Origin of the sequence: Streptomyces sp. NPDC007875 (assembly GCF_042868035.1) — a bacterium.
Taxonomy (GTDB): domain Bacteria; phylum Actinomycetota; class Actinomycetes; order Streptomycetales; family Streptomycetaceae; genus Streptomyces; species Streptomyces antimycoticus.
Genome location: NZ_JBIADZ010000049.1, coordinates 1 through 26,697 on the forward strand (window position 1 = coordinate 1; position 26,697 = coordinate 26,697).

General features: G+C 68.8%; 19 protein-coding genes and 1 pseudogene. 13 read left to right on the top strand and 7 right to left on the bottom strand.

Features of this window, described 5'->3' with window-relative positions; genetic code table 11:
* The first annotated feature begins 619 nt into the window (after positions 1-619).
* Both ACFYOY_RS46345 and ACFYOY_RS46350 read left to right on the top strand, forming a co-directional pair.
* Positions 620-1,087 carry a hypothetical protein gene (locus ACFYOY_RS46345; protein WP_388593978.1) on the top strand — a complete coding sequence of 156 codons (468 nt, stop codon included), beginning with the start codon at positions 620-622 and terminating at the stop codon, positions 1,085-1,087.
* 103 nt (positions 1,088-1,190) lie between these two features.
* Positions 1,191-3,851 carry a Helicase associated domain protein gene (locus tag ACFYOY_RS46350; RefSeq protein ID WP_388593981.1) on the top strand — a complete coding sequence of 887 codons (2,661 nt, stop codon included), beginning with the start codon at positions 1,191-1,193 and terminating at the stop codon, positions 3,849-3,851.
* Between the two features lie 132 nt (positions 3,852-3,983).
* Here the strand turns inward: ACFYOY_RS46350 and ACFYOY_RS46355 are convergent, their stop codons facing one another.
* The 4 genes from ACFYOY_RS46355 to ACFYOY_RS46370 all read right to left on the bottom strand — a co-directional run bounded on the left by ACFYOY_RS46355 (position 3,984) and on the right by ACFYOY_RS46370 (position 12,773).
* A complete protein-coding gene (locus ACFYOY_RS46355) occupies positions 3,984-4,544 on the bottom strand; it encodes a hypothetical protein (RefSeq protein ID WP_388593984.1) in 561 nt (186 codons plus the stop codon).
* On the bottom strand, positions 4,541-7,051 hold the full coding sequence (locus ACFYOY_RS46360) for a tyrosine-type recombinase/integrase (protein WP_388593987.1): 2,511 nt from the start codon (positions 7,049-7,051) through the stop codon (positions 4,541-4,543). The genes ACFYOY_RS46355 and ACFYOY_RS46360 overlap by 4 nt, the downstream gene beginning before the upstream one ends.
* Positions 7,048-8,205, bottom strand: a complete 1,158-nt coding sequence (locus ACFYOY_RS46365) for a tyrosine-type recombinase/integrase (RefSeq protein ID WP_388593990.1) — start codon at positions 8,203-8,205, stop codon at positions 7,048-7,050. The genes ACFYOY_RS46360 and ACFYOY_RS46365 overlap by 4 nt, the downstream gene beginning before the upstream one ends.
* Positions 8,206-8,351: 146 nt before the next feature.
* On the bottom strand, positions 8,352-12,773 hold the full coding sequence (locus ACFYOY_RS46370; protein ID WP_388593992.1) for a hypothetical protein: 4,422 nt from the start codon (positions 12,771-12,773) through the stop codon (positions 8,352-8,354).
* A gap of 180 nt (positions 12,774-12,953) precedes the next feature.
* Here ACFYOY_RS46370 and ACFYOY_RS46375 point away from each other — a divergent pair.
* The 3 genes and pseudogenes from ACFYOY_RS46375 to ACFYOY_RS46385 all read left to right on the top strand — a co-directional run.
* Positions 12,954-14,645, top strand: a pseudogene (locus ACFYOY_RS46375) (helicase associated domain-containing protein); the annotation flags it as partial.
* Positions 14,646-15,073: 428 nt separating this feature from the next.
* Positions 15,074-15,970 carry a hypothetical protein gene (locus tag ACFYOY_RS46380; protein ID WP_388593995.1) on the top strand — a complete coding sequence of 299 codons (897 nt, stop codon included), beginning with the start codon at positions 15,074-15,076 and terminating at the stop codon, positions 15,968-15,970.
* Between the two features lie 167 nt (positions 15,971-16,137).
* Positions 16,138-16,380 (top strand): hypothetical protein, encoded by a 243-nt coding sequence (locus ACFYOY_RS46385; RefSeq protein ID WP_351906052.1) that lies wholly within the window; start codon positions 16,138-16,140, stop codon positions 16,378-16,380.
* 305 nt (positions 16,381-16,685) lie between these two features.
* Here the strand turns inward: ACFYOY_RS46385 and ACFYOY_RS46390 are convergent, their stop codons facing one another.
* Positions 16,686-16,964: a Shedu anti-phage system protein SduA domain-containing protein gene (locus ACFYOY_RS46390; protein WP_351906049.1), complete on the bottom strand. Its 279-nt coding sequence runs from the start codon at positions 16,962-16,964 to the stop codon at positions 16,686-16,688.
* On the opposite strand from ACFYOY_RS46390, the gene ACFYOY_RS46395 reads away from it, so the two are divergent.
* The 4 genes from ACFYOY_RS46395 to ACFYOY_RS46410 all read left to right on the top strand — a co-directional run bounded on the left by ACFYOY_RS46395 (position 16,945) and on the right by ACFYOY_RS46410 (position 20,297).
* A complete protein-coding gene (locus ACFYOY_RS46395; protein ID WP_388593999.1) occupies positions 16,945-17,274 on the top strand; it encodes a hypothetical protein in 330 nt (109 codons plus the stop codon). The two genes, ACFYOY_RS46390 and ACFYOY_RS46395, sit on opposite strands and share 20 nt — an antisense overlap.
* Positions 17,271-18,242: a Mu transposase C-terminal domain-containing protein gene (locus ACFYOY_RS46400; protein WP_388594002.1), complete on the top strand. Its 972-nt coding sequence runs from the start codon at positions 17,271-17,273 to the stop codon at positions 18,240-18,242. Before ACFYOY_RS46395 ends, ACFYOY_RS46400 begins: the two co-directional genes overlap by 4 nt.
* Before the next feature lie 124 nt (positions 18,243-18,366).
* Positions 18,367-19,344: a TniB family NTP-binding protein gene (locus ACFYOY_RS46405; protein WP_388594006.1), complete on the top strand. Its 978-nt coding sequence runs from the start codon at positions 18,367-18,369 to the stop codon at positions 19,342-19,344.
* Positions 19,341-20,297 (top strand): TniQ family protein, encoded by a 957-nt coding sequence (locus ACFYOY_RS46410; protein ID WP_351906047.1) that lies wholly within the window; start codon positions 19,341-19,343, stop codon positions 20,295-20,297. The genes ACFYOY_RS46405 and ACFYOY_RS46410 overlap by 4 nt, the downstream gene beginning before the upstream one ends.
* A 51-nt stretch (positions 20,298-20,348) precedes the next feature.
* Here the strand turns inward: ACFYOY_RS46410 and ACFYOY_RS46415 are convergent, their stop codons facing one another.
* Both ACFYOY_RS46415 and ACFYOY_RS46420 read right to left on the bottom strand, forming a co-directional pair.
* Positions 20,349-20,966, bottom strand: a complete 618-nt coding sequence (locus ACFYOY_RS46415; RefSeq protein WP_388594008.1) for a hypothetical protein — start codon at positions 20,964-20,966, stop codon at positions 20,349-20,351.
* Between the two features lie 428 nt (positions 20,967-21,394).
* Positions 21,395-22,141 (bottom strand): TetR/AcrR family transcriptional regulator, encoded by a 747-nt coding sequence (locus ACFYOY_RS46420; RefSeq protein ID WP_351906041.1) that lies wholly within the window; start codon positions 22,139-22,141, stop codon positions 21,395-21,397.
* Between the two features lie 130 nt (positions 22,142-22,271).
* Here ACFYOY_RS46420 and ACFYOY_RS46425 point away from each other — a divergent pair, with 130 nt between their 5' ends.
* From ACFYOY_RS46425 to ACFYOY_RS46440, 4 genes are all read left to right on the top strand, one after another.
* Positions 22,272-23,171 carry an SDR family NAD(P)-dependent oxidoreductase gene (locus ACFYOY_RS46425; RefSeq protein WP_388594010.1) on the top strand — a complete coding sequence of 300 codons (900 nt, stop codon included), beginning with the start codon at positions 22,272-22,274 and terminating at the stop codon, positions 23,169-23,171.
* A 44-nt stretch (positions 23,172-23,215) separates the two neighbouring features.
* The gene (locus tag ACFYOY_RS46430; RefSeq protein ID WP_388594013.1) at positions 23,216-24,223 is read left to right on the top strand and encodes an aldo/keto reductase; all 1,008 of its coding nucleotides are present in this window, start codon (positions 23,216-23,218) and stop codon (positions 24,221-24,223) included.
* 73 nt (positions 24,224-24,296) lie between these two features.
* A complete protein-coding gene (locus tag ACFYOY_RS46435; protein ID WP_351906033.1) occupies positions 24,297-25,034 on the top strand; it encodes an SDR family oxidoreductase in 738 nt (245 codons plus the stop codon).
* 85 nt (positions 25,035-25,119) lie between these two features.
* Positions 25,120-26,019 (top strand): SDR family oxidoreductase, encoded by a 900-nt coding sequence (locus ACFYOY_RS46440; RefSeq protein WP_351906030.1) that lies wholly within the window; start codon positions 25,120-25,122, stop codon positions 26,017-26,019.
* Positions 26,020-26,697: the final 678 nt, after the last annotated feature.

Below are 26,697 nucleotides of genomic sequence, written 5' to 3' on the forward strand. Positions count from 1 at the left end.
CCCGCGGAGCGGGTACCACATCGCTACGCGATGTGCAAGCGAACTGCCCGGGCTGCGCCCGGGCAGTTGCGGTCGCTGCGCTCCCGCTCACCCTCGCAGATGCGAGGGCGGTCTCTCTCCGCTGCGCTCCAGAGACCGGTGAAGCCGGCCGCTGCGCGCCCGGCTGGCCGCGCATCGCGGCGGCCCTGACTGGTGGGGTGTCAGGTGCGACTAGTCGGGTCTCCAGTAAGGGAGTTGGGGAGTGCTGCGCACTCCTGGGCGGGTCCGCTGCGCTCCCCCGCCTGACGGTCCTTCCGGCTGCGCCTCCAGGACCGTCAGGGCCCGCTGGCGCGGGCCGGGCTGGCTACGAGGGGTGAGGGTCGCTCGTTCGTGTAGGTCCGAGTGTAGTGGGTGCATCAGATTGATGCACCATGTACTGTTGGCGAAAACACGAAACACCTCCCAACCACCCGGAAACCTCCCCAGAATTACGAGAGGAACGACCGCAGATGACCGGTCACCATGAATCTACCGGACCAGACCCCGCGCTGAACAGCGATTCCGGGGGTCGGGTGACGCGCTATCAGACAGGGGCGTAAACGCCCGGTTGAAGGGGTTCGCACTCCTGAAGGCGCAGGGCGTGCCCTCGAGCGAGGCTGACGACCTGGTGGCCGGGGCGCAGTGCGAGGTGGTGGAGCTAGGCGGCATGGCGCCGGCCTCTCGGGGCGCGGTGTTCGCGAACGGCTGGGATGACGGCGTGACGGCCGTGAGCGAGCCCCTGGTGGGCATCGCGGACCGGGACTGGTCACGGCGCGGCGGCCGGTCGGCCGGGGCCGCTGAACTGGCCGTACACATCGCGGACGTGAGGCAGCGTGAGCGGACCAATTTGGTGCGCCTGGAAGCGTACGTCCGGGAGACGGTTCTTCCGCGCACGCATCCGTACACCACGGAGCGGCGCCGGGTGCTGGAGGCGCTGGGTGAGGCCGGCGGTCTGTGCACGGCGCGGACGGTGAACAGCGACGGGGACTACGTCGTGCGCACGCTCGATGCCGGGCACTACGACCCGGACGACAAGCCGCCCTTCAAGGACGGGGAGCCCGGCGGCTGACACAAGGCGGGTGCGTCGATCTGGAACGACTTGAGTGCGGCCCGCATTCCGCACGCGGCCATCTGAAAGACCACGGGAATTCAGACATCGGAGAGGCAAGGAAATGTCAGCGATTCAGCTCAAGGAACACCAGGTAGACCAGCGTTCGGCGTTTCGCAGGTGGGTGGGATTTCCTGCAAGGTCATCTATGCCCCCGCAGGGTGCCCGGGGCACGATCGTGTCAGCGACCGGCTCGGGCAAGACGATCACGGCCGCCGCGTGCGCGCTGGAATGCTTCCGGGACGGCCGGATCCTCGTGACCGTGCCGACCCTGGACCTGCTCGTCCAGACCGCCCAGACGTGGCGCCTGGTGGGCCACCGAGCCCCGATGGTCGCGGTGTGCTCGCTGGAGAACGACCCGGTCCTCAACGAGTTGGGCGTGCGCACCACCACCAACCCGATCCGGCTCGCCCTGTGGGCGGGGTCCGGGCCGGTTGTCGTGTTCGCCACGTACGCCTCTCTGGTGGACCGCGAGGACCCGGAGGACCCGACGGGTCGGCGGAAGGTTCGCGGGCCGCTGGAGGCCGCTCTGGCGGGCGGAGAGCGGCTGTACGGCCAGCAGATGACCCCGTTCGACCTCGCGATCGTGGATGAGGCCCACGGCACCGCCGGTGATCTCGGCCGACCGTGGGCGGCGATCCACGATAACCAGCGGATCCCCGCCGACTTCCGGCTCTACCTCACCGCCACCCCGCGCATCCTCGCCGCGCCCCGGCCTCAGAAGGGCGCGGACGGCCAGGAACTGGTACTCGCGTCGATGGGCCAGGACTCCAAGACCTACGGGCCGTGGCTGGCCGAACTGGGGCTCTCGGAGGCGATCGAACGCGAGATCCTCGCCGGATTCGAGATCGACGTCCTGGAGATCCGCGACCCCTCCCCCGTACTCGGGGAGTCAGAGGAGGCGCAGCGAGGCCGGCGCCTCGCGCTCCTGCAGACGGCGCTCCTGGAGCACGCAGCAAAGTGGAACCTGCGCACCGTAATGACCTTCCACCAGAAGGTGGAAGAGGCCGCCGCGTTCGCGGGGAAGCTCCCCGAGACGGCTGCGGAGCTGTACGTCAACGACGCCTCCGACGACGACCTGGCCCAGGCCGACCGGCTGCCGAGGTCGTTCATCGAGGCGGAGTTCTACGAGCTGGAGGCTGGCCGCCACGTCCCGCCGGACCGGGTGTGGTCGGCGTGGCTGTGCGGCGACCACCTCGTCGCCGAACGCCGGGAGGTGCTGCGGCAGTTCGCAGGCGGGATCGACGCGAACAACCGGCGCGTACACCGGGCGTTCCTCGCTTCCGTGCGGGTCCTCGGGGAAGGCGTCGACATCACCGGCGAGCGCGGGGTGGAGGCAATCTGCTTCGCCGACACCCGCGGCTCGCAGGTAGAGATCGTGCAGAACATCGGCCGCGCGCTGCGCCTCAACCGCGACGGCTCCACCAAGGTCGCCCGGATCATCGTGCCGGTGTTCCTCCAGGCCGGCGAGGACCCCGCCGACATGGTCGCCTCCGCCTCGTATGCCGGGTTGGTCGCTGTGCTCCAGGGCCTCCGCAGTCATGATGAACGACTCGTTGAGCAGCTCGCCTCCCGTGCCCTCACCCGCGGCAAGCACGCGCGCAAGGTGCACGTGAAGCGGGACGAAGAGGGCCGGATCATCGGCGCCGGCGAGGACCAGGAGCACGACGACACCCAGGCCGCCGCCGAATCGGCTCTTCTCCACTTCTCCTCTCCAAGGGACGCGGCGACGATCTCCGCGTTCCTCCGTACGCGGGTATACCGGCCCGAGTCGCTGGTGTGGTTGGAGGGCTACCAGGCCCTCATCCGCTGGCGGGCCGAGAACGAGATCACCGGCCTGCACGCCGTGCCCTACGACGTAGAGACCGAAGTCGGCCTGACGAAGGACTTCCCGCTGGGGCGCTGGGTACACCAACAACGCAAAGCGCTGCGCGCCGGAGAGCTAGAGCCGCGGCGCAAGGAATTGCTGGACGCACCCGAGGCCGGAATGGTCTGGGAACCCGGCGAAGAGGCATGGGAGACCAAGCTCGCCGCGCTCCGGTCGTACCGGCGAGCCACCGGGCACCTCGCACCCCGGCAAGACGCGGTCTGGGGCGAGGACGAGGCGATGGTGCCCATCGGGCAGCACATGGCCAACCTCCGCCGCAAAGACGGTCTCGGGAAGAACCCCGAGCGGGCCACGGTGCGCGCGCAGCAGCTGACGGCGATCGACCCGGACTGGAACTGCCCATGGCCACTGGACTGGCAGCGGCATTACCGGATCCTTGCCGACCTCGCCGAAGAGGAGCCGGATGCCCGCCTGCCCGACATCCAGCCCGGCGTGCTATTCGAGGGCGACGACCTGGGCAAATGGCTCGCACGGATGCGAGAGGCGAGCACCTGGGCGCAGCTGTCCACCGAGCAGCAGGAGCGACTGTCCGCACTGGGCATCAAGCCCGCTGAGAGGCACGTCCCGGTCCCGGCGGCCAAGGGCGCCGGGAAGACGACGGGGAAGGCGTCAGCGGCCTTCCAGCGCGGACTTGCGGCCCTTACGCAGTGGGTCGAGCGAGAAGGCGCCCACCGGCCGGTGCCGCGGGGGCACAGTGAGGAGATCACGGTCGACGGCAAGGCCGAGCCGATCGCGGTCCGGCTCGGCGTATGGGTCTCCAACACGAAGTCGAGGCGCGACAAGCTCACCCAGGAACAACGCGCCGCGCTTGCCGAACTCGGCATCCGATGGGCATGACATCATCCCGGCCGGTGTGCTGACCGGCTATACCAGCGCCCGCAGCGCGGGTTCAATCCGGCCCGCGCCGGGGGCGGGCCGAGGAAACGTCACCGGCAGGATGACAGCGAGGCAGCAGGTATGACCGATCGTTCAACGGCCCCTGTTCTCTTCTCGGATCATTCGTCGGAGGCTGGTGCGTGCTGCGCCCAGGTCGGCCTCAAGGCTCGTCACCCGGCTGCGGAGCGCGTGGTTGTCTTCGGTGACCTGCCGAAGCCTGTCTTGAAGTTGTTGGTTGTCTCCGGTGAGCTCGTCGACGCGTTCGGTCAGGTCCGCGGTGCTGAGGGCGTCGAGTTGCTGTCCGAGCTGGTGCTGGATGGCCTGCCGCATCCGGTCTCTGTCTTCCCGTAGGGTCCGGACCTCCTGCCTGGCCAGCTCGAGTTCAGTGCGCAGCGTGGCTGTGGTGTTCTGGGTGTCCGCGGGCCGGGGGTTGGTGCGCTGATGGCGTTGCTGAGCGGCCTTGATGTGCTCGCGGATGCCTTCGGCGTAGGTGAGCCAGGTGGAGACGCCGGCTGTTCGGGCGACCACGGTGTGAGTGATCTTCTTGCCCTGTTGTTCCAGGGCGGTGAGGGCGGTGAGGACACGCTGGCGTTTGTCGAGACTGTCGCGGCGGCGGGCCTCGGCGAGAGTGTGCGGGTTGCCGTGTGGGTTCATGCCGGGCTTGTGCTGGAGATGACGGTAAGCGGCAGGAGGGAGTGTGTGTCACCGGCACGGGCTCTGCGCAGGACGGTGCTGGCTTCCTCGATCTCCTGGCGTTCTGCGGCGGGGAGAGAGGCGAGGTGGCGTCGCATGCGGTCGGTGACGTGCTCGAATGCGGTGATCTGGGCCGTGAGATTGAGGATGACGAATTCGGCGGCGTCCATGGCCTGGGCTGTTTCGCGGTCGGCGCGCAGTTCGTTGAGGTGCTGCTCGATTGCCGGGAGGTAGGAGGGGTCGGGGCGGTAGAAGCCGCAGCCGGCGCACTGGAAACGGATCGGGCAGGAGCTGCCTCCGGCTTTGACGTTGCTGGGTTCGATGCAGCCGCCATAGGGGACGGCCACGGAGCGGAGTTCGTAGGCGGTGTCGGAGCAGGGGCTGGGGTGGCCGTGGTTGTCGACCACGTGGGCCGCGAGCTTGGTGACGGCGTCGCGTTTTCGCTTGAGGGAGACGGTGTAGTAGCGCTGGGTGGTGCTGACCGACTTGTGGTCCATCAGCTCGCGCAGAACGTCAAGGGGGGTGCCGGCGTCGGCGTGGCGCTGGGCGTAGGAGTGACGGAAGGCATAGGCGTAGATGAGGGAACGGTCGAAGGGCAGCGGATTGCCCTGCGTGTCCGTGTCGGTGCCTTCGCCGTGCAGGTGGGGGATGGAGTCGGCCCAGTGGCGCAGGGTCTCGCTGAGGTAGCTGGTGTGCAGGTAGGGGCGGGTGGCGAGAGGGGTCAGGGCAGGGAAGAGGTAGTCGGCGCCAGCGTGCGGGAGACTGGGCTGGAGCTGGTCTCGGCGGGTTCGCCAGGCGCGGATGGCCTGGGCGGTGGGCGCGGTGATGGGCAGGCGCCTGCGGTGGCGGCGGGCCTTGTGGTTGTTCCAGACCAGGGATGTCTGGTCGTGGCGGATCTCCAGGCAGTCGCGAGGCAGGGAGAGGATTTCCAGGGGCCGCCGTCCGGTGTCCCTGAGCAGGATGTACAGCGTGCGGTACATCAGCTGCAGGTCTTCAGAGGCGAGGGTGCGCCGGCCGCGGGCCCGCCCTCGGCCAAGGAGGTCGAGGTGAGCGTCGAGCTGGCGGATCACCGGCTCGGGGATCGCCTTGCCGATCTCGTCCTCGTTGGCCTCTTCCTGCGGGATCCGGTGGGCCGCGGGGTCGCGGACGAAGGCAGCGGAAAGGTTGTTCGCCGCTCCGGAGCGGCGGCCGTAGTCGATCAGGGCGAAGAAGTGGCTCGCAATGGACATCCGGTAGTTCCAGCCGGCTCGCTCGCCGTCCAGTTTGAGCGCGGTGCGAAACGCCTCGACCACGGCGGTGACGTCGTCGTAGCGCAGCCGTGCGGGGTCGTCGGTTCCGGGGCGGAGCGCGAGAGCCCGGGAGGCGAGCTCGACACCGCGCAGAGTGCGGCCGAACTCGTCCGCGCCGGGGCGCTGCTGGATCGTCCAGATCCGCAGCAGATCGCGCAGCCACCGCTGCTTGATCGTGCGCAGATCGACGGTCTTGGGGGTCCTGATGCCCGCCGGTGTGCGGGACCGCTGGCCCAGCGCACGCAAATCCAGGACGTCGTCCTTCGCCGGCGCTGTTCCGATGTGCTCTGCGTGAGCGGCCCGCACCGCGGTACGGACACGGCCGAGCATCCGCAGCACATCGCTGGTGGAACGCGGGCACATCTGCTGGTCCGTGATGTCACTGATGAGCGTGGTGACGCCGTTCAGATCGCGCACCATACGGCGAATGTGCGGAGGGTTGAAGATACGTAGCCACGGGTCCGCCTGCTGCAGGCCGTAAAGAACCTCCCAGCGCAGCGGCTCGGGCAGGGGAAGAAGGCTGAACTGGTGCGGGGCGAGATACGGGGGCTGCTGCGCCGCCCACGGCACCACGGTGGCGTCCGGGTGCGTGCGGCGGTGCTCACGGAAGCGCTGCGCGTGGTGCCGGCACAGGCCACGGACCTGCAGGCTCGGCAGCGGACAGGCCGGAACCGGGCAGGCGGGGGTGTCGGCGTAGGGGACGGCGGTGTCCTCCCACTGGCCGGCGAGCTTGCGGGTGGTGTGGGTCTTCCACTGGGTGTAGTGCATAACGCACAGCCCCTTGCAGTGGCGGGGCCGGACACAGCGCTGCCCGCCTTTCGCGAAGCGGCATTGCTCCGGGACACCGCCGAAGGCAACCCGGTTGCGCACCGGCACGAAGGTCCGCGCGAACTCTGCCACGGGCAGCGGCGACCTCTTCTGCCCCTCCTTGCAGAAAGGGCAGAAGATGTTGGCCGGTGACACCACCGTGTCGCACGCGGCCGTACGACACAGCGACACCGAGCTGCGCGGCTCCTGCACGCTCCCGGTGAACAGCCAGCACTCTGGCCGCCACTCACTCGGCCGCCAGGCGGGATCGAGATGGCCTTGCAGCCACGCCGCCCATCCCCCGTTGTTGAGATCCCCCGCGTTCTCAGTGCGCGGTGCGGGCAGTCGCGAGAGCGCGGACGAGATGCTCATGGACGCTCCGTCAGGGAACCGACGCGCTCGACCGCTGCCCGTGCTTCGGCGTCGTCAACGTGCCGATAGCGCTCCATCGACAACGGGGAGACGTGGCCCAGCAGCCGCTGCACCACATCGCGGTCCACGCCGTCGCGCAGCCAGCGGGTCGCCGCCGAGTGGCGCAGCATGTGCGGACGGCACGCATACCCCACGGTGCGGGCCAGCCGGTCGAACATCTCTTTGGCGTTCGGATACGACATCGCCCGGCCCAGTGGCGGGCGGAATAGATTCACAAACACCATCTCCGACTCTGCGGCTTGGGGTACCTGGTCGCGTTCGTACTGGTAGTCGGTGTAGAGCGCGACCAAGTCGGCCGTGACCGGCACAAAGCGGTGATGCCGGGACTTCGCAAGAGCCCGGTTGGGATTGTCCATGCGGCGGCGGACATGCACGTGCGGGCCCTCGACACCGCAGCCCACAACGCGGGACGAGGCCAGCAGGTGCATATCGCCGCGGCGCAGGCCCAGCGCCTCACCGATCCGCATCCCGGTACAGGCCAGCAACGCGATCAGGAAACGGTCCCGGGCACTCGGAGCCGCAGCGATCATGCGGCGGATCTGCTCGTCACTGAGGTCCTCATAGCCAGGCTCGGTGGCCTTGAAGCGGAACGCGGCGGCCTCGACCTGGTGCTGCTGTCCCGACTCCCCGCTGTCAAAGCCGGGCGGAGTGAAACGCAGCAGCTTCGGCTGCGACAGCAACGCTATCGTGTCGGCCGGCACCCAGCCGTGCGCCGCACCGAACCGCAGGAACTCCCCCACCACCGTCATGATCACGTTCGCCGTCCCCCGCGACCGGTAGCGAACAGAACCGGGCCGCACCTGGCCGACACGGGGCGGGACAGGCATCTCGACCAGCCACCGCTGCAGCCCAGCCAGATCCAGGAAGCCGGGAGTCCTCCAGTCCAGCCGCCGCATCCAGCAGTAACTCAAGTACAGAGCGACCCGCCCCGCATACGCGCGCTCCGTGTTCGGCGAACACCCCCGCGCCCGCAACGACGCCAGGAACGCCACCGCCTCCGCCTGCAGATCAAACGAACGGGCATCGACCACCGCCCACCGCACCACACCCGTCACCGGAGAAACAGCACGCTCCGCCACAAACTCGGCATCCACAGGACAAACACAACCACCACGCCCAGCGACGCGTATCGCACTCCGGCCAGCACCATCCCCGCAGGCGACGACCAGAACAAACATCCCCCGCCCCTGGCCCTCCCCCAGATAATTCTCGGCAAGCCCAGAGACAGGGATTCGTCGGGTCAGCGCTCGTTCTCCAAAGCCGCGTTCAACCCGTGGGCACCTGCTTGCGACAGACTGTCGATGATGTCCAGGCATCGGATCCGCTGGAGCCGCGGGCTTTGGCGGTAGAGGCGGAGCACCGCCGAAACCAGGTAGTGGCCGTCCGCTGCTCGGTGGGTTCTCAGGTCGCCGAGGTCTTTGCCCGCGTGCTGGACGATGCGCTCGCAGGCATCAATAGCCACGGCGGGAAGGGGGCCAGTGTGGTCGTAGAGAGCGAAGGCCAGATGTTCGAGGTGGTCGGGAAACGCGTCGCTGTCGAGGAAAGCCCTGACGAGTTCGTCGGCTTGCGCAGGAAGCAGGTCGAATGCCTGCCGCATGCCCTGGGAGGCGTTCTTTCGCACGTCGGGGACTGCGTCGTTGAACAGCGGGACAAGGTGCGGGTAGTGGTCGATGTTGTTGGCGAAGACTGTTGCCGCCCCACGGCGGCCGAGGGCGTTGAGTTCGTGCGTGCTATTCGGGAGGTCCGGGGTGAGGCATCCCTGGATGGTGGCAACAGCCCAAGACTGGCCGGCGAGTTCGGCCGTATCGCCCGGCCCTTGGAGGGCCCGGGCGAGGTGGGCAGCGAAACGTGAGGACTCACGGACCAGTGTGTTGATGAGCAGCCGTTGGGTGGTGGAGGCGTTGTAGACGTTGGCGTCCTGGTGGTTCAGGAGTTGCTCAGCGGTATCCAGCGCAATCTGAGGGTCATGATGCATCAGGGCCAGCACGGCCTGGGCGGCACAGACTCGGACCGCGAGCACAGGGTCGTTGGCCAGGCGAGCGACCAGGGGCGTCAAGGCGCGGAGGTGCTCACTACCGTGGAAGAGCAGGGCGGCAACAGCGAGCGCTGCCTGGCCGCGGGTGGCGTTCATGCCAGCGGTCAGCAGATCCGTTCGGGTTCCCTTGGCATCGGCATCGCGGATGTCCTGCTCGGGGTGGGGATCCATGGTGTAGCTGTCGAGGGCTGGCAGCGAAGCAGCGGTGAAGTTCTGCGGAGCCGACTGCAGGGCGCGGCAGATTGTGGGCGCGGCGGCGGAGCCGAGGGCCTGGTGGGTGTGGAGAGCCAACTGCCCCCAGCGGCCGGCGTCCAGGTGAGGCGTGACCGCTCCCACGATCGCGCACAGGTAGGTGGCTGGTGCGTCCGGGCCAAGCGTGAAGGCGAAGTTGGTAAAGCGCTCGGGTTCCTGTTGCGCGCGGCTGCTCAGCGTCTGGGCCAGTTCGTGAGCGCCCCCTTGAGGAGGCCAGGGTCGTTCGGGTTGGGGCTCGGCGTACTTGTTCAGGGCTCGGTGCCACTGTTCATCGGTCATGTGCCGGGCCGCATGGTCACTGACCGGCGAGCCGACGACCCCGGTCTGGATTGGTGTCGGTGGCGACGGGACCTGGCCAGGGAACTTGCGTTCCCATTCGACGAGTCGGCGGCGTCCCGCGGCGCTACGGCGCGAGGGACAGATCGCCGACAGCAGCTCGTACTGGCTCCAGCCCCAGGCGCTGCGCTGCCCCTTCTGCCGTCGGCGTTCCCACGCCGGGTAGAAGTCGAGCAGCATCACGGTCAGACGTTCCAACATCTCGTCACTGCAATGGGGCGTAGTTGCCTCGATGAGTTCACGCGAGGCCCAGCGCGCGCTGCTCAGCCATCCCAGGCGCAGGTTGCGTTCATCGTTCAGGAGCCAGGCGATCGCCTCGTCTGCCTGGTTCATGACGGCGTAGACACGGCAGGCGAGGAAGCGCAGCTCGTGAACCGGTGAGGGAGTCAGTTGCTGCAAGGCGTCCGCAGCGGCAGCCGGGGAGTTGGCAGCCAGAGAGCGCAGTGCTGTGTCGAGGGCGGCCAGCAGTGCAGCGTCGACGCCGTGGCCGCCCACAAGGCGGTGAGCCCAACGGCCGCTGGGGGCGTAGGCGTCGGTGCGCCCCGTGCTGCCTGCCGTAGCCACGTCGATGACAAAGGGCAGGACCTGGCTCACGTAGGCTTCCGGCTCGGCCTCCGCGATGCGGGAGAGGACCGTGTCGGCAACCTGCGAATACGTTGACAAGTGCCCGGATTCGAAGGGGTCACCGGAGCCATCGACGCGCGCTCGGACAAGGTGACGCCGCAGATAGGCACCTACAAGACGCGCAGCGGGAGCGGGAGCAGTCTCGGCCAAACCGTAGAGGAGTGACCAGAAGTCACTGTTCACCGCGATGGGTCCACGCGCCTCGTCCGCATGTCCGCTCTCGACCAGGTCGACGGCGAGGTCGATGAGGCCGGGTGTGAGCGCCCACTCAATCAGCCGCAGAAGCCTCTGTCCCCACTGTGGCGTGGTGCCCACATACGGTCGCACCAGCTCCGCAACACGCTCGGGTCGGTGGCGCGCGACGGCCAGCAGTTCAGGGAACGCAGCATCGGCACTCTGCGGCGTGCCCAGCCAGCGTTCCCACCTCTGATCGTGGTCGGCAGCGTCAAACCACTGCGGCAGGGCGAGCAGGCCTCGTACCTTGCCCGCCACAGGAGCCTGACCCCAAGCGACCGGTTCGACGGCCTTCCAGTCAGGCAGCGCGGCATCGAGCTGCCCAAGGACCGCGATGATCACATCATGCAGGTGCAGGCGGATCCGGTCGGAGCCCAGGAGCCGGGCCACTGTGGCGCGGAAACGTTCAGGGTCTGTGCCAGCAAGGTGTTCGAGGATCTGCCGAGTCTGAGCGCGACGGAACAGGTACTGGCCTGAATTGGCCAGAAAATTGTGGATGTCCTCTCCGGCGGAGATGAAGGACCGAGCGAAGAGGAAATCGAAGTACGTCTCGTGGAAGAACCCGATCTGCTCCCCGTCGCGCACCAGCACACCGTGCGATTCGAGCACCTTGATGTGCTGGCGGGCGAAACCATCGAGGAGAGCCATGGGTGCCTGGAGCGTTTCCCGTTCGCTCATGGACGCGCACAGCATGCCCGTGATCCCCCGCCAGTCCAGCGCGGCGGCCTGTCGCTCGATCTCCTCGCGCCGTTCATCGGTGTAGCGCGCGTACAGCTCCTGCAAAGTCCGATACGAAGCGGCCCGTGCGGAGGGCGACAGCCGGCTGAAGATCGACAGGTGCAACGGAGTTCGCAGCAACTCCAGCGTCACCAGCCCCAGGCTGTCGGGATCCGTCCCGCTGGCGGACAGGACAACCCTCACCTGTTCCAGGTCCAGGACGCTGAGGGGGAACCGGACCGCCCGGGCGGGGTCTGCGACCAGACGGGACAGCCTCCGGTCGTTGTCGATATCGACAGTGCGCGCTACGAGGAGCACCTTGACGTTCGGAGCGATGACCAGCTGCGCAAGTACGTCTTCCACGGCCTCGTAGGCGTCCGACATCCTGCCGTTGTAGGTGCTGACCGCATCCAGCTGGTCAATCACCAACAGCGCCGGCGCTTCGTCCGCGACCCCAGCCAGCAGCACCGCCGGCGAGTCCGGCAGGGTCATCCTGGTCCCCAGATCCTTGGCCGTCTGCACGCTCGCGTCGGCGCCGTCCATCCGGACCGCGGCCGCCGGCCATCCCTGCTCGGCCAGCCGGACCAGGACGTCCGTGACGACCGCTGACTTACCCAGGCCAGCGCCGCCCTCGCAGACCACGATCTGCGGGCCGTCCTCGGCCACCAGACGCTGATACAACTGCTCCACGTGCGGGCGAGCCGCCATCCCGAACACAGGCTCGTCCCGCCGCACGCGCCGCACGAAGCGCTCGATGGTCCCGGCCAGCGCCGTGAGCGTTCCTGTGTCACCGGCCAACAGGCGTGGGCGTACTCCCGACACGGTCAAAAGGTGGCTGCGGATCTGGGAGCCGGTGAGGCGCTGGTGCAGGTGCTCGTCGAGATAGCCGCGCAACTGCCTGACGATCACTTCCGGATCGCCGACGAACAGCAGCTCATACTCGGAGACCACCAGGCGGCGCAGCGCCTCCGGTGAGTAATGCTCCACGTGCACGGCCTGCAGATACCGCCAGCCGACCTCCCGGTCGACCGGCACCTCGTTCACAGACCAGTTCCCGAGCACCTGTACGAACTGGGGAAGCTGGGCCTTGGTGATGATGCCCTCGAACTCCGCGAGTGTTTCGGCGGCGCGGGCCCGCTGAGCAAGATCGTGCAATTCAGGGGCCCCTGTGGACAGCACCAGGCGCACCTTCTTGCCCTCCGCAAGATGCCCTGTGACCGCCTTGAGGATCTTCCCCGCAGCATCCAGGGTCCACGGCCCCTTCGAGGGAACGTCCTTCACCTGCTCGCACCACGTGCCGTCGTCCGCCTCGAGCTCGAACTCGATCCCGGCGCCCGCCGGCCCCGGGGGCTCCAGACGAATCCGTGACGCCCGCCCCCTCAGCAACTCCGCCACCCTCAGCGCGGTCCACCAGTCCTCGTACCGGTTACCCGCCTTATCCGCAGCCCCACCCGCCAGCCCCACCCAGCCTCACTCCCCCAGGACATCCCATCGGTTCTCACCCTTTCGGGAACCGCGCCACGCGACCCTACTCCCACCAACCGACAACCATGCAGACCATCACAAAACAGCCAAAGCATGATCCTCTACGACTGCAGGCTCCCCCACAACAAACGCGCCTACCGAACAGCCCTCCCGGAGATAAAAGGCCTGCGCTCACACTCGGAACGCCTCGTCGAGCAGCTCGCCTCACGCGCCCTGACCAGGCAGCCACAGACCAAACGGCACCACCTCATCCGCGACGAAGACGGGCAGATCATCAGCGCCGACGGCGAAGGCGACGGCAAAGACCAGGAACAGGACGGCGCGCAGGGCGCGGTCGAATCGGAGCTGTTGCACTTCTCCAGCCCCCGCGACCCAGCGACCGTCGCCGCCTTCCTGCGCACCCGTGTCTACCGGCCCGAGAGCCTCGTCTGGCTCGAGGGCTACCAAGCACTCATCCGCTGGCGGACCGACAACGGGATCACCGGTCTCTACGCCGTGCCCTACAACGTGGAGACCCGGGTGGGCGTCACCGAGACGTTCCCCCTGGGCAGATGGACACACCAACAGAGAAAGGCCCTGCGGGCCGGCGAACTCGACGACCACCGCAAAGAACTCCTCGACGCACCGGAAGCCGGAATGGTCTGGGAACCAGGCGACGAAGCCTGGGAGAATAAACTCGCCGTCCTGCGCAGCTACCACCGCGCCCACCACCACCTCGCACCCCGGCAGGACACCCTTTGGGGTGACAACGACGCCGACCTGATCCCCCTTGGGCAACTGACCGCCAATTTGCGAAGGAACGGCGGCCTGGGCAAGAACGCGGAGCGGGCCGAGAAGCGCGCCGCGCAGCTCGCCGCCATCGACCCCGACTGGAACTGCCCCTGGCCACTCGACTGGCAACGCCACTACCGCATCCTCGCCGACCTCGCCGACACCGAGGCCGGCGGCATCCTCCCCGACATCCAGCCCGGCGTGACCTTCGAAGGCGACGACCTCGGCAAATGGCTCGCCCGGATGAGAGAAGCCAGCACCTGGGCGCAGCTGTCCACCGAGCAGCAGGAGCGGCTGTCCCAGCTGGGCGTGAAGCCCGTCCAGGCGCCGTCTCCCGCCCCGGCGGCCACGCGTACGGCGAAGGGCCCGAGCAAGGCAGAACAGTCGTTCCAGCGGGGCCTGGCGGCCCTCGCGCAGTGGGTCGAACGGGAAGGCGCGGACCGGCCCACGCCGCGCGGGCACAGCGAGCAGATCGTGGTCCACGGCGAGGCGGAGCCGGTGGTCGTGAAGCTGGGCGTATGGAATTCGAACACCCGGGCGAGGTGGGACAAGCTCACCTCCGAGCAGCAGGCCGCCCTCGCCGCCTTGGGCGTGCCCTGGGCGAAGGCAGCGGTGCCGGCCCCGTCCAGCCCGGCATCGGTGGACGACGGTTCCGTGCAGCCCGCGCCGTCGGACGCGCAGGCGCAGGAGGAGGATGACCAGGCCGACACCGTGACGGAGGGCGAGGCTCAGGCGGCGCGGGGCAGGGCGCGGATGTCGCGCATGAACGAGCTGATGCGCAAGCACACCAAGGCCGAACTGCTGCGCATGGCCTACGCGGGCGGCCTGGTGAACCACAACTCCCCCGAGAAGTGGCGCAAGGACGAAATCGCCTCCGCCGTCGTGGACATCGAGTTCCGCGCGGCTGACCGGCCAGCCCTGGCTCGGCCCGCCGCAGTCACCGCGCGGCCCGTTCCGGCGAAGCCGCTGCTGGAGCGGGACCACCATGACGAGTGCGAGAAGGAGTTGTACGAGGGCGGCACCTGCACCTGCGACCTCATCGAGCAGTACGGGCCGCCCTCCGAACGGGACGACTACTGAGCCTTCCCTGACTGCACCCTCCCCACCACGCCGGACCCCGGGCCCTTTCTTCAGGCCTGGGGTCTCGTGCTGTCGGGTTCGGGACGGGCGCAGTCGTACGGACCGCGTAGGCCGCTGGCAGCCGCGGGAAGAGACGTCACCAGCGACCGGCTCGAACCGGACTCGCCGCCGTGTTCTCCCAGGTACGGAGTCACGGCGTGAACTATCCAAGAGTTGGGCTCCAGAACATCAAAGATCACCGTCTGAAGCGTTAAAGGTTCCAGGTGCCAAGCACGCACCTGCCTGCAGCTTCGGGCACCAATGGTTTCCTATCGGGGTCATCTGTTATCCCATGTTTTCCGATAGCCCGGTCTGAACGGGAGGCGGCCAAGCGGTCGCACCGGAATTCGACACCCGCTTCGTACGACCGATCGGTGAACATGGACTCCGTGAACACCGAACTGACCGTGCTCAAGAGGGACATGGCCGTGAGCCAGGACGACACGATACGGATGCTGCTGGAGCAGTCCAAGCGCACCGGCCGTGCCGTCCTCATCCGGCGTGCCTTCGTCCAGGATGCCGATCCCGGCCTCCGCCTGGTCACGCGGCCCGGCCCGTTCTCCAAGATGCTGCGCAGTAACGAGCGGCTGGATCTTTTCCTCCTGATCCACTGCGTCACCGCGCGCGCCGACTGGGGCGTCACTCACCGGTCCGAGACCTGGGGCCGCGCCGCGGGGATCTCCTTCGCCACCAACGGCACGGCGAGCGCTGCGGTCTCCCGGCACCTGCACAAGCTCAAGGAACTGAAGCTGATCAGCACCGAGCCGTACGGCCGGATGACGAAAATCACCAAGTTGCTCGAGGACGGCTCCGGCGACCCGTACACGCTGCCGTCGGGCGACAAGGAGGGCTCCCGCAAGAGTACCTACTTCAAGGTGCCGTTCGCGTACTGGGAGCAGCACTACTACCGGTCGCTCTCGATGCCGGCGAAGACGATGCTGCTCATCCTCATGAGCCAGCGCAGCCCGTCCTTCGCCCTGCACAAGGCCAGGGAGTACGCACTCTGGTACGGGGTCTCCCCGTCAACGGTCGGGCGCGGCATCGAGGAGCTGAAGAAGAAGCGCCTGCTGTACGAGTTCCTCTCCGAGCAGCAGTTGGACGGCTTCTCCGTCCTCGGGCAGAGCACGCACGTCCGCTGGGCTCTCGCCGCGCCATTCGACCTGAACGTCAACAAGACGGAGCGCGAGGCGGCAGAGGCCGCCTGGACTCCTGAGGGCGTCACCCGCACCGCGCTGCGGATCGGCTCCCGTATCCCTGCGCTCTCGGGGGCCGCGATTCCGCGATGAGCACCGCCGGGGCGCTACGGCCCCCGGCCCCACGACTCCCGGCCCGGCACACCCGGGTCGGGCGCGGCGCAGGCCGCCGCCCCGCAAACGGGCGACGGCCCCCTGTTCCAGCAGGGAGCCGCCCAGTGAAGAAACCGACAGTCACTCCCCAAGGAGGCACCATCAGCATGTCCAACGAGCCTAAGGGCACTGTCCAGCCGGCGTCGACCCGGCATCACCAGGGCAACGGCAAGCTGCGCCACATCTGGTCCGCGATCCGGACCCGGCTGCGGCAGCTGCTGAACGGCGGCCTCCGCCGTCGCCTGCGCGCCCTCGCCCGTACGGCGGGCCACGGCATCGTCCGCGGCTCCGCCGGCGCCGTGGGCGCGAGCGGGACCGGGTGGATCATCTGGTGGATCCAGCAGCGCTGACCCGGCGCACCCGCTGATCCCCTCTCCCCCGACCTGGTGGTCCCGGTCCCGAGGCCGGGGCCACCAGCGGAGCACACGCCGGTCGGTGACGGGACAGCGCCACCTATAAGGCTGTCGTCCAGCTCACCGAGCCGGACGGGTCGCAGACCACCGTAGAACTGGGGCTGTTCGTCGACAATTGCTGGCACCGCGCCGACAAGCTCAGCCCGAGCGGCGCGCGGAACTCGACGCACTCGGCATGCGCGGGTAGCAGCAGCCGTCTACTGGACACGCCCATAGGCCACCCAGACCGGTGGATGGGAGTCTTAGCGATCTTCGACGATGAAGCACGCCCGCTGGTAGAGCTCGTCGAACGTGATGACCTCGACGTCCTGGATCGATGTCCGGTACAGCTCGAAGGAGTTGATCTTCTCCGGGTTCACGGCGCCGTTATGGGTGAACTCGCGCAGGCTCCCGATCACCACCACCTGCCGGGGCCGGGTGGTGGACAGTTCGACGCCGGTCGGGGTGCCGTCGTCGTCGTAGATGCGGGTGAGGAACTCGCGGGAGATGAGCTGCTGGGCCTTGCTGACCGTCTTCTGCACCTGCGCCACTCCGCCGCCCAGTTCTTTCGATGCCTGGGCCGCCGTCCTGCGCCCGCACAGCACCAAAGCCGTCGACGCAGCCCTGCTGCTGGCGGAAATGGCCGTCCCCCATCCCGCCCGTCCCGCCTGGCCCAAGACGCTGCATCTGTCGCGGGCCGAGGTGCCCTTTGAGCGGATGCTGTCGCTGGACGAGCGGCTGGAGGGTGCGGCCGCCCGCCCGGTGGTCGTGCCGGAGACGATCGTGTCGTCGACCGCGGCAAGATCTACCTCTCGCAGGGCTTCGTCGCCGCCTGCGAGACGCTCGGGGTGAGCGTGCAGCCCGCGCCGCCCCGCCGTCCGCAGGCCAAGGCCGTGGTGGAGCGCACCTTCCGCGCGATCAACGACCTGTTCTGCCAGCACGTCGCCGGCCACACCGGATCCAACCCCCACCGCCGCGGCAAGGACGTAGCCGCCGAGGCGCGGTGGACGATCCCGCAACTGCAGGACTTCCTCGACGAATGGATCACCTGTGGCTGGCAGAACCGGCCCCACGACGGTCTGCGCCACCCCGTCCTGCCCAAATCCGCCCTCACGCCGAACCAGATGTGGGCCGCGCTGATCACCATCAGCGGCTACGTACCCGTGCCGCTTACCGGGGCCGACTACCTGGAACTGCTGCCGGTGCGCTGGCAGCCCATCACCGAACGCGGCATCCGCCTCGACTACCGCACCTACAACCACGAAGTCCTCGACCCCCACCGCGGCCAGCGCTCTGGTGTCGCCAGCAAAGACGGCAAGTGGGAGGTCCACCACAACCCCCACGACGCCCGCCAGATCTGGGTCCGCCTCACCGACGGAAAGCTCCACGAGATCGGCTGGATCCACCGCGACCACGTCCACCAGCCTTTCAACGACGCCCTCTGGCGCCACATGCAGACCGAGGTCGAACAACGCGGAGACCGCGAGACGCACGAAGCCGACCTCGCCGACGCCCTCGACCAGCTCCTGCGCCACACCCGCAGCCCCGCCGGGACCGAGCACAACACCCGCCGCCGGAAAACCCCCCGCTCCGCAAGTACGGCAGCACAGCTGCCCGATCTGCCAGGCCAGCGGCGCCCCCTCGACACGGAGACCGCACCGGCCCCAGCCCCGGACTGGAGCGAGAGCCTGGACGACCTCATCGGCATCGAGGCGGCGGCCGAGACCGACACGAGCGAGCCGGAGGGTGCGGGCATGCGGCCGACCGAGGCAGGCGGATACGGGCTGTGGGACGCCGAAGCGGAAGCCGAGCAGTGGTGAACGCCTCTCCGGGCACGAGCGATGCACCGGCCGGCGGGGCCCCGTCGACAGCGGACCGGTCTCCCGGTGCCGCGGCAAGCGCCGATGGCGACGCCCCTGATCCGCAGCCTCAGTCGGTGACCACGTGGGACGGCTTCCTGGCCTTCGCCACCACACCCGTGGCGGCTCCTCCCCTACCCGGGGCGCCGCGCCGCAGCCTCGAGGAACGCCTGGCCTACCACTCGCGGTTCGTCACCGTGCGCACCCCGGCCATCGACGCGCTTGCCAAGAACGTGCGCACCCTGATGATCCTCGGCCGCCACAGACGGTCACCGCACGGCCGTCCCTCATCGTCACCGGCCCCGCCGGCGCCGGGAAAACCACCGCCCTGCTCCAGGTCGGACGCGCCTGCCACCTCGCCCACACCCGACGCCACGGCCCCACAGCCACAGCCGGGCAGGTGCCCGTCGCCTACGTCCTGGTCCCGCCCGCCGCCAGCGCCAAGACCCTGGCCACCGGGTTCGCCCGTTACCTCGGCATCCCCGTCGCCGCCGGCATGTCCCAGGCCCAGATCACCAACGCTGTCTGCCACACCTACACGTCTGCCGGAGTCCAGTTGGTGATGATCGACGAGGTCCACCGGCTCAACCCCCGCACCACCACCGGCGCCCAGACGGCGGACCTTCTCAAAGACCTCACCGAACGCATCGGCGCCACCTTCGTCTACGCCGGCATCGACGTCACCACCACACCCCTGTTCACCGGAGTACGCGGCGCCCAGCTCGCCGGACGCGCCTCCCTCATCGACTGCATCGCTTTCCCCGCCCGCCTCGGCGACCAAGAGCCCTTCCGCGACCTCGTCAAGGCGATGGAGGCCGCGCTCGACCTGCGCCACCACCGGCTCGGAACCCTCCCCAAGCTGGCCCCGTACCTGCACGAACGCACCGCCGGCCGCATCGGCAGCCTCGCCCGCCTCATCCGCCAAGCCGCCATCACCGCCCTGGTCGACGGCACCGAACGCATCACCAAAACCACCCTCGACGCAATCCGCCTCGATCACCTCGCTGAACAGCACTACCAACCCGGCACCCGGCCCCGGAGCCGGAATACCAGCACCCCGTGAGCCGGACAGACGTCGCGGCCCGTACCGCGGTCGCAATCGCCCCCGCGCAGCGCGGCGTCCTCACCGCAGAGGCATGGCTGCGGACCCCGTCAGCAGCACCGGGCGTGTTCCGCGTACGGCCACTGACCGGCGAAGCGACCGCCTCATACGTCCAACGCCTCGCTGACGCCTACCGGCTGTCGCTGCCCCAGCTCCTCGACGGCGCCGGCATCACCCTCCACGGCCACGGCACCCTGCCGGCAGCCGAATTCCACCTCAATCACAACGCGGCCCGGCACCTCGCCGCCCTGGCCGGCACCCCGCTCCCCCACCTGACGCGCGCCCTGCCCCGCCTCGCCGCCAATGACGCCGCCCACAGCACCGAGGCCGTCGGGCACTGGAAGCGGCTCGAGGTCGGGCAACAGCCCGTCCGCGCCTGCACCCTGTGCACCCGCCACCGCAGCCACAACGCCACCGGCACCGCCTGGGTCCATCGGCCACCGCACCGGCTGATGTGCCCGCGCCACCAGCAAGCCGCTCCCGACCCACGACTCACCTCCACCGTCCGCACCCAAGGCGTGCCCGAACTCGCCGCCGCGCACCACGCCCACCAGCGCCTGCTACGCCACCCCCGAGCCGCCACCGCCTGGACCACAGCACGCGCCATCACCACACGCTGGTATGAGCACCAGCAACACCTCACCCACCGCTGGCACCTCCGCCTCAACCAGCTATGCGATGCCAACCCCCACCTGACCAGTACAGGCAGCGCCTCCCCCGCACTCCTGACCTGCGACCTGGTGATCTATCCGGAAACCGTTGCCCTCGCCCGCGCACTCGCCACCCTCCCGAACCGGCCACATCGCATCACCAACGACGCCCTCACTCTCATCGCCCACCGGCTCGGCCTCACCCGCCTGACCCCCAACGCGAACGACCCACTCCGCGTCTTCCTCACCCACACGCGCCACTGACCAGCATCATGACCGCCCAGGCTGCAGCGGGTTGACTCGCGTCGTACGGCCTCAGCTGCCGACGGTGCGGCCGGCCTGCGCCCACCGGCCATCCTGAGTGACACCGAAGCTGAGCCGCCAAGGCTTGTGCCCTTCGGCTTCGCAGTCGGCCCACAGCCTGATCGTCGCGTTCTGGTACTGCCGCCGCCAGCGTTCCTCACCATCAGTGCCTTCGTACCAGACCGGCTTTACGGAAGGGTCAAGGGCGAGCCGAGTGCGGTCACCTGCTTCCAGCGGGAACGGCATGACGGTCCGACCGAGTTGGTCGGCGCCGTCGACTCCGGGCCGGAATCGGTAGGGGCCCCAGACGGCCTGTGCGATCTCGTCCGGCGTCGGACCGCCAGCGAGTCCGGGTACTCGAGTGCGGTCGAAGTCGTCGCGAATGGTGAGTCGTATGCTCAGTCGGCCCAGCTGGGCCGGACCATCGAAGCGGACGTAGAGCAGCCCATCTGACTGCTCAAGTTTCAGCCGAAGCTGTGGAGTCAGCGCGTTGTGCCAGCGGTCCCGTTCGATCTGAGCGACGGATGCCGCGGTGTCGTTCGCCTGACGTGAAGCCTTCCAAGCGCCGAATGCAGCGAGTCCGCTGAACGCGGCTGAAGCGGCCGCGATGGATGTGTCTGCGATGCCCATGCGGGACTGTAGCCCAGATGGCGCAGTTGCCATTGGACGCACCACTACACCTACAGGAAAACCAAGATCATTCCTACACAACTACAGGACCCCAGGCCAACCACCCGAACAACCAAACCGAACATCCCGCCAAGCCACGCCCATCACACCCGGACGCAGCGGCTCCGACCATCCCGAGTCCCACCTCAAAGACGGGACACCAGACCAAAGCAACCAAGCCCTATGAAGATCACTGCTCCGTCACACCCGGCGCCCACCACGAGGCGACACTCGTGCCCTCGGCCTGCACAGCCTTCGCCCACGGCACGAAAACGGTCCGCCGACTCCGTCGGCGGACCGTCACGAAAGATCGAGGTTAAGGATGAGCCCATGATTTTGCGAGGACCTCCGAGGGCGGCTGCGGCATTCCCCCAGCAATGGGTACGTGCTCAGTCCGCCGTCTCAGCTGCGGTGCCATCGTCGGCGATCCGGTCCAGCCATTCGCCCAGCAGAATGCGTTCACCGGGGGTGAGGTGCCGCACGCCGTCGCCGAGCAGGGCTTTGAGCGCGATGGCGTGGACAGCCGCCTTGCCCGCCAGGTCGCCGGCTTGGCTCCTCTGCGGTTGCACCAGGACGGAGCCGAGCACGGCATCGCGGACGCTGTCGGCCAAGCCCTCGTACTGGGACAGTTGCCCCCCCGCCTGTGCGGCGATGAGTGTGAGCGCCACACCGACACCGGATGAGTGGACCATGGCTGCCGCGGACTCGACACTCGTGCGCAGCCGGCCGGCCTTCGCGATGCCCTCCACCAGTCCCAGCAGAACCTTGTGTGCCTCCCCGGTCAGAGGGGACTCCGCATCGGGCCGGGGGTCGGCGTACAGGAGCCGGTAGACGGCAGGATTGGCGAGGGCGAAGGCGATGTGGAGATCCCAGCCGTCCCGCACCTGTTCCACCGGGTCGCCCGCACCGATATGAGCCTGCTTGGCCGCGAGGTAGTCGGCATAACCGCGCCTCGCGACGGCGTCGAGGAGTCCTCGCATATCGCCGAAGTGGCGGTAGATCGTCTGCGCCTGCACCCCGGCCGCGGCGCTCACAGCGCGCGTGGACACCGCTTCCCTACCCCCTTGGGTGAGCAGGTCGGCGGCCGCTTGCAGGATCCGCTCGCGCGGCTGGGGGATCGCTTCAGCCTCTGTCATGCATCAACGATAACAGTTGACAGTGAGCACTGATGTGTTAGCGTCGATGTATCGAACTGGTGAGCATCGATGTGATTCAGCTCAGTGATGCACATCCCCACAGAACCCCATCCACTCCTGGAGGCGTGCCATGACCACAACCCGGCCCAGCCGCGTGCTGCTGACCGGCTCCGGAACCGGGATCGCGGCCCTGGCGGCCGTCTCCCTGGCCGAGGCCGGCCACACCGTCTTCGCCTCGATGCGCGACCCCGAAGGCCGTAACGCGGCCAAGGCCCAGGCCCTGCGAGACGCCGCCAAGACCGCCGCCGGATCCCTGAGCGTCGTCGAGCTGGACGTCCTGTCCGAAGAATCCGCACAGAGCGCCGTCACCGAGATCAGGGAAGAGGCCGGCGGCCTGGACGTGGTGGTGCACAACGCGGCACACCTCCTCGTCGGCGTCACCGAGGCGTTCAGCCCCGAGGAAGTACTGCGGGCCTTCGATGTGAACGCCGTCGGTGCGCTGCGCGTCAACCGGGCCGTCCTGCCGGTGATGCGCCGTCAGGCATCCGGTCTGCTGCTGTGGGTCGGCTCGGGCACCACCCGGGCGATCCCACCATTCCTCGGCCCCTACACCGCCGCAAAGGCCGCCTTCGACGCCTTCGCCGACTCCACCGCCTGGGACGTGGCCGTCTACGGCATCGAGACCACCATCTTGATGCCCGGAGTCTTCACCCAGGGCACCGCCCACTTCACCAACGCCGCTTTCCCGGCCGACACCGAGCGCACCACCGCCTACGACAAGATCGCCCCGTACCTCGCTTCCATGGGCGAGGACACCGAGCGCCTCATGGTGGACGGCGTCTCCGCCGATCCTCAGATCGTGGCCGATGAAATCGTCCGCATCGTCGATCTCCCCGAGGGCCGGCGGCCCCGGCGCGCCGTCGCGGACGGCTCCGACTACGGCGCCGAGATCGTCAACGGCGCCGCCGAGGAACTGCGGCTGCGTCTGGCCCGCCGCATGGGCGTCACCACGCTGCTCCAGCGCGCCTGACCGCCGACCACCCCCGAACACCTGTCCGCGCCAAAGGAAGACCAATGACCCTCGCAACCCGAACCCTGGGCGGCCACGGCCCCCGAGTCTCCGCCATCGGCCTCGGCACCATGGGAATGTCCGACCTGTACGGCCCCTCCGACCAGACCGAGAGCATCGCCACACTGCACGCGGCCTTCGAAGCGGGCATGAACCTCATCGACACCGCCGACTTCTACGGCTCTGGCGACAATGAGATGCTCATCGGCCGGGCGCTGAAGTCGCGCAGCCGCGAGAGCGTCGTCCTCAGTGTGAAATTCGGCTCCCGCCGCACTCCCGACGGCGGCTTCCAGCCCGTCCCCTACGACGTCTCCCCCGAAGCCGTCAAGGACCGCCTGGCCTACTCCCTGCGCCGTCTGGGCACCGACTACATCGACATCTACCGCCCGGCCCGCCTCAATCCGCAGATCCCGGTGGAGGAGACGGTCGGTGCCCTCGCCGAGATGCGGCAGGCCGGCTACATCCGACATATCGGGCTCTCGGAGGTCGGCCCGGACACCATCCGCCGCGCCGCGGCCGTCACTCCCATCAGCGACGTGCAGATCGAGTACTCCCTGCTGTCCCGCGGACCGGAGAAGACGATCATCCCGACGCTGCGCGAGCTCGGCATCGGGCTGACCGCCTACGGCGTCCTCTCCCGCGGCCTGCTCAGCGGCCACTGGTCCCCCTCACGGGCACTGAGCGGCAATGACTTCCGTGCCCACAGCCCCCGGTTCCAGGGCGAGAACCTCGAAGCCAACCTGCGCCTGGCCGAGGCCCTCGGCCGAGTCGCCGGACGTCTGGGGGCGACCACCAGCCAGGTGGCCATCGCATGGGTCGCGGCTCGAGGCAGCGACATCGTTCCCCTGGTCGGCGCCCGTCGGCGCGAGCGCCTGGCCGAGTCCCTCGGAGCCGCCGACGTCAAGCTCGACGCCGAGACCCTGGCCGAGATCGAGACAGCGGTCCCCGCCGGAGCCGCAGCCGGCGAACGCTACGCCGCCCCACTGATGAGCACGCTCGACAGCGAGCGCTGACCCCGAACGCCCGGCTGGCCCAGGACAGCCAGCCCAGCCACCCCTTTCCTCACCCATTCGAAGGACGTCTGTCATGACTGACACCACGAACCGCGTCGCACTGGTCACCGGCGGCTCCGGCGGCATCGGCCGCGCCGTCTGCGAACGCCTCGCCCGCGAGGGCTACACGGTCGCCGTCCACTACGCCGGCAACAAGACCCGGGCCCAGGAAACCGCCAACGCCGTCGCCACCTTGGGCTCCAAGACCATGCTCGTCGGCGGTGACATCGCCGACGAGACCCAGATGACCGCCGCCTTCGACGCCGCCGAGAGCGAGTTCGGCGGCATCGACGTCGTCATCAACACCGCCGGCATCATGCTGCTCTCCCCCATCGCCACCCTCGACCTCGACGACCTGGACCGGATGCACCGCACCAACATCCGCGGCGCCTTCGTCGTCTCCCAGCAGGCCGCCCGCCGACTCCGCAGCGGTGGCGCGCTGATCAACCTCACCACCTCCGTCACCCGCCTCCAGTTCCCCACCTACGGCGCCTACGTGGCCAGCAAGGCCGCGGTCGAGGGCATGACCATGATCCTCGCCCGGGAACTGCGCGGCAGGGACATCACCGTCAACGCGGTCGCCCCCGGCCCGACCGCCACCCCACTGTTCCTGGACGGCAAGGACCAGGCCGCGATCGACAACCTGGCCAAGGCCGCCCCGCTGGAACGCCTGGGCACCCCCGACGACATCGCCGAGACCGTCGCGTTCCTCGCCGGTCCCGCCCGCTGGCTCAACGGTCAGGTCCTGTTCGCCAACGGCGGCATCGCCTGAGCGTGTCCGCGCCCAACGGCCGGTCCAAAGACCACCGCTCCCCCGTCCGCTCATACCTGCACACGACCGCCTCAAGGAGCTTTCCATGAGTAACATAGTCCTGATCACCGGCGCATCCAGCGGCTTCGGCGCCCTCACCGCCCGCTCCCTGGCCGACCGCGGCAACACCGTCTACGCCGGCATGCGCCAGACCACAACCCGCAACGCGGCCCAGGTCCAGGCCGCCGCCGACTACAGCCGTGAGCACGGCGTCGACCTGCGCTCCATCGAGCTCGACGTCAACTCCCAGCAATCCGTCGACACCGCCGTCGCCCACGTCATCGCCGAGCACGGCCGCATCGACGTCCTGATCCACAACGCCGGCCACATGGTCACCGGCCCCGCCGAGGCCTTCACACCCGAGCAGCTGGCCGAGCTCTACAACGTGAACGTACTCTCCACCCAGCGCGTCAACCGCGCCGCCCTCCCCCACCTCCGCGCCGCCGGCCGCGGACTGGTCATCTGGGTATCCAGCACCAGCGTCAAGGGCGGCACCCCGCCATACCTGGGCCCCTACTTCGCCGCAAAGGCCGGCATGGACTCCCTCGCCGTCAGCTACGCCGCCGAACTGGCCCGCTGGGGCGTGGAAACCTCCATCGTCGTGCCCGGATCGTTCACCAGCGGCACCAACCACTTCGCCCACTCCGGCAAGCCCGAGGACACGGACATCGAGGCCGCCTACGAAACCAAGTACCCCGGCCTGGTCGAACAGGTCGCCAAGAAGCTCGCCGGCCTCGCCCCCGCCGACGCCGACGCCTCGATGGTCTCCGACGAAATCGCCCGCATCGTGGCCATGCCCCCCGGCCAGCGCCCCTACCGCGTCCACATCGACCCCGCCAACGACGGCTCCGAGGAAGTCTCCAACGTCGCCGACCGCATCCGCGGCGAATTCCTCACCCGCGTAGGCCTCACCGACCTCCTCACAGTCAAGCCCAACGCCAACTGAGCCGCGGTTGCGCAGGACCCTGACCCTGAGCGCAGACGCCATACAGGCCTCCTGCAACAGGGCCGGAAGAAGGCCGGACAGGGATACCGCCGCACCTATGGACAGCTCCCGGCTGTGATGCCGTCATCAATGGCGACGGCACCACAGCAACCGCGGACCGACTTGCACAGACCTGTATCGCCGTAGTGAATCCCGCAGATGGCCGGCCTGGCGCGGCTCACGCAACCGCACCGGACTGTCACCGCCCACCCTGCGCCCGCAGCGGAACACGTCCCGGCCTCTCAAGGGCCTGATCGCGGGCGGCGTCCACGGCCTGGTGCTCAGTACCGCGGCCGCGAGCTCCCACGTGCCGGTGCCCATCGCGTCGAACGCCTCCGTGCGCACCGCGCGGTCACCGTCGGCGCGGGCCCTGCCACACAGGGCGGGCATCGGGTCTCGGCGCCTGGCGGGCAGGCGGCCACCAGGGCCTCGCTCGTGCCGGAGACGACGCGCAGTGCGTGCCCGCTCCACACCCTGCCGGAGCGGTCCACGTCGCGCCGCACCACCGCCGGTCCCGTCTCGAAGCTGCGCACTCATTTCCTCCTTCACCGCGGCCGGGCTGTTCGGCTCCCGGTGTCCAGCCCAGCGCCGACCAAGTGGCCCGGGGAAGCCCCCGTTAGCTGGAGGTTGCCCAGGGGC

Coding starts and splice junctions, on each gene's coding strand:
- ACFYOY_RS46350 (WP_388593981.1), top strand. CDS start 1,191: ATGTCAGCGATTCAGCTCAAGGAACACCAGGTAGACCAGCGTTCGGCG.
- ACFYOY_RS46355 (WP_388593984.1), bottom strand. CDS start 4,544: ATGAACCCACACGGCAACCCGCACACTCTCGCCGAGGCCCGCCGCCGC.
- ACFYOY_RS46360 (WP_388593987.1), bottom strand. CDS start 7,051: ATGAGCATCTCGTCCGCGCTCTCGCGACTGCCCGCACCGCGCACTGAG.
- ACFYOY_RS46385 (WP_351906052.1), top strand. CDS start 16,138: ATGTCCAACGAGCCTAAGGGCACTGTCCAGCCGGCGTCGACCCGGCAT.
- ACFYOY_RS46415 (WP_388594008.1), bottom strand. CDS start 20,966: ATGGGCATCGCAGACACATCCATCGCGGCCGCTTCAGCCGCGTTCAGC.
- ACFYOY_RS46420 (WP_351906041.1), bottom strand. CDS start 22,141: ATGACAGAGGCTGAAGCGATCCCCCAGCCGCGCGAGCGGATCCTGCAA.
- ACFYOY_RS46425 (WP_388594010.1), top strand. CDS start 22,272: ATGACCACAACCCGGCCCAGCCGCGTGCTGCTGACCGGCTCCGGAACC.
- ACFYOY_RS46430 (WP_388594013.1), top strand. CDS start 23,216: ATGACCCTCGCAACCCGAACCCTGGGCGGCCACGGCCCCCGAGTCTCC.
- ACFYOY_RS46435 (WP_351906033.1), top strand. CDS start 24,297: ATGACTGACACCACGAACCGCGTCGCACTGGTCACCGGCGGCTCCGGC.
- ACFYOY_RS46440 (WP_351906030.1), top strand. CDS start 25,120: ATGAGTAACATAGTCCTGATCACCGGCGCATCCAGCGGCTTCGGCGCC.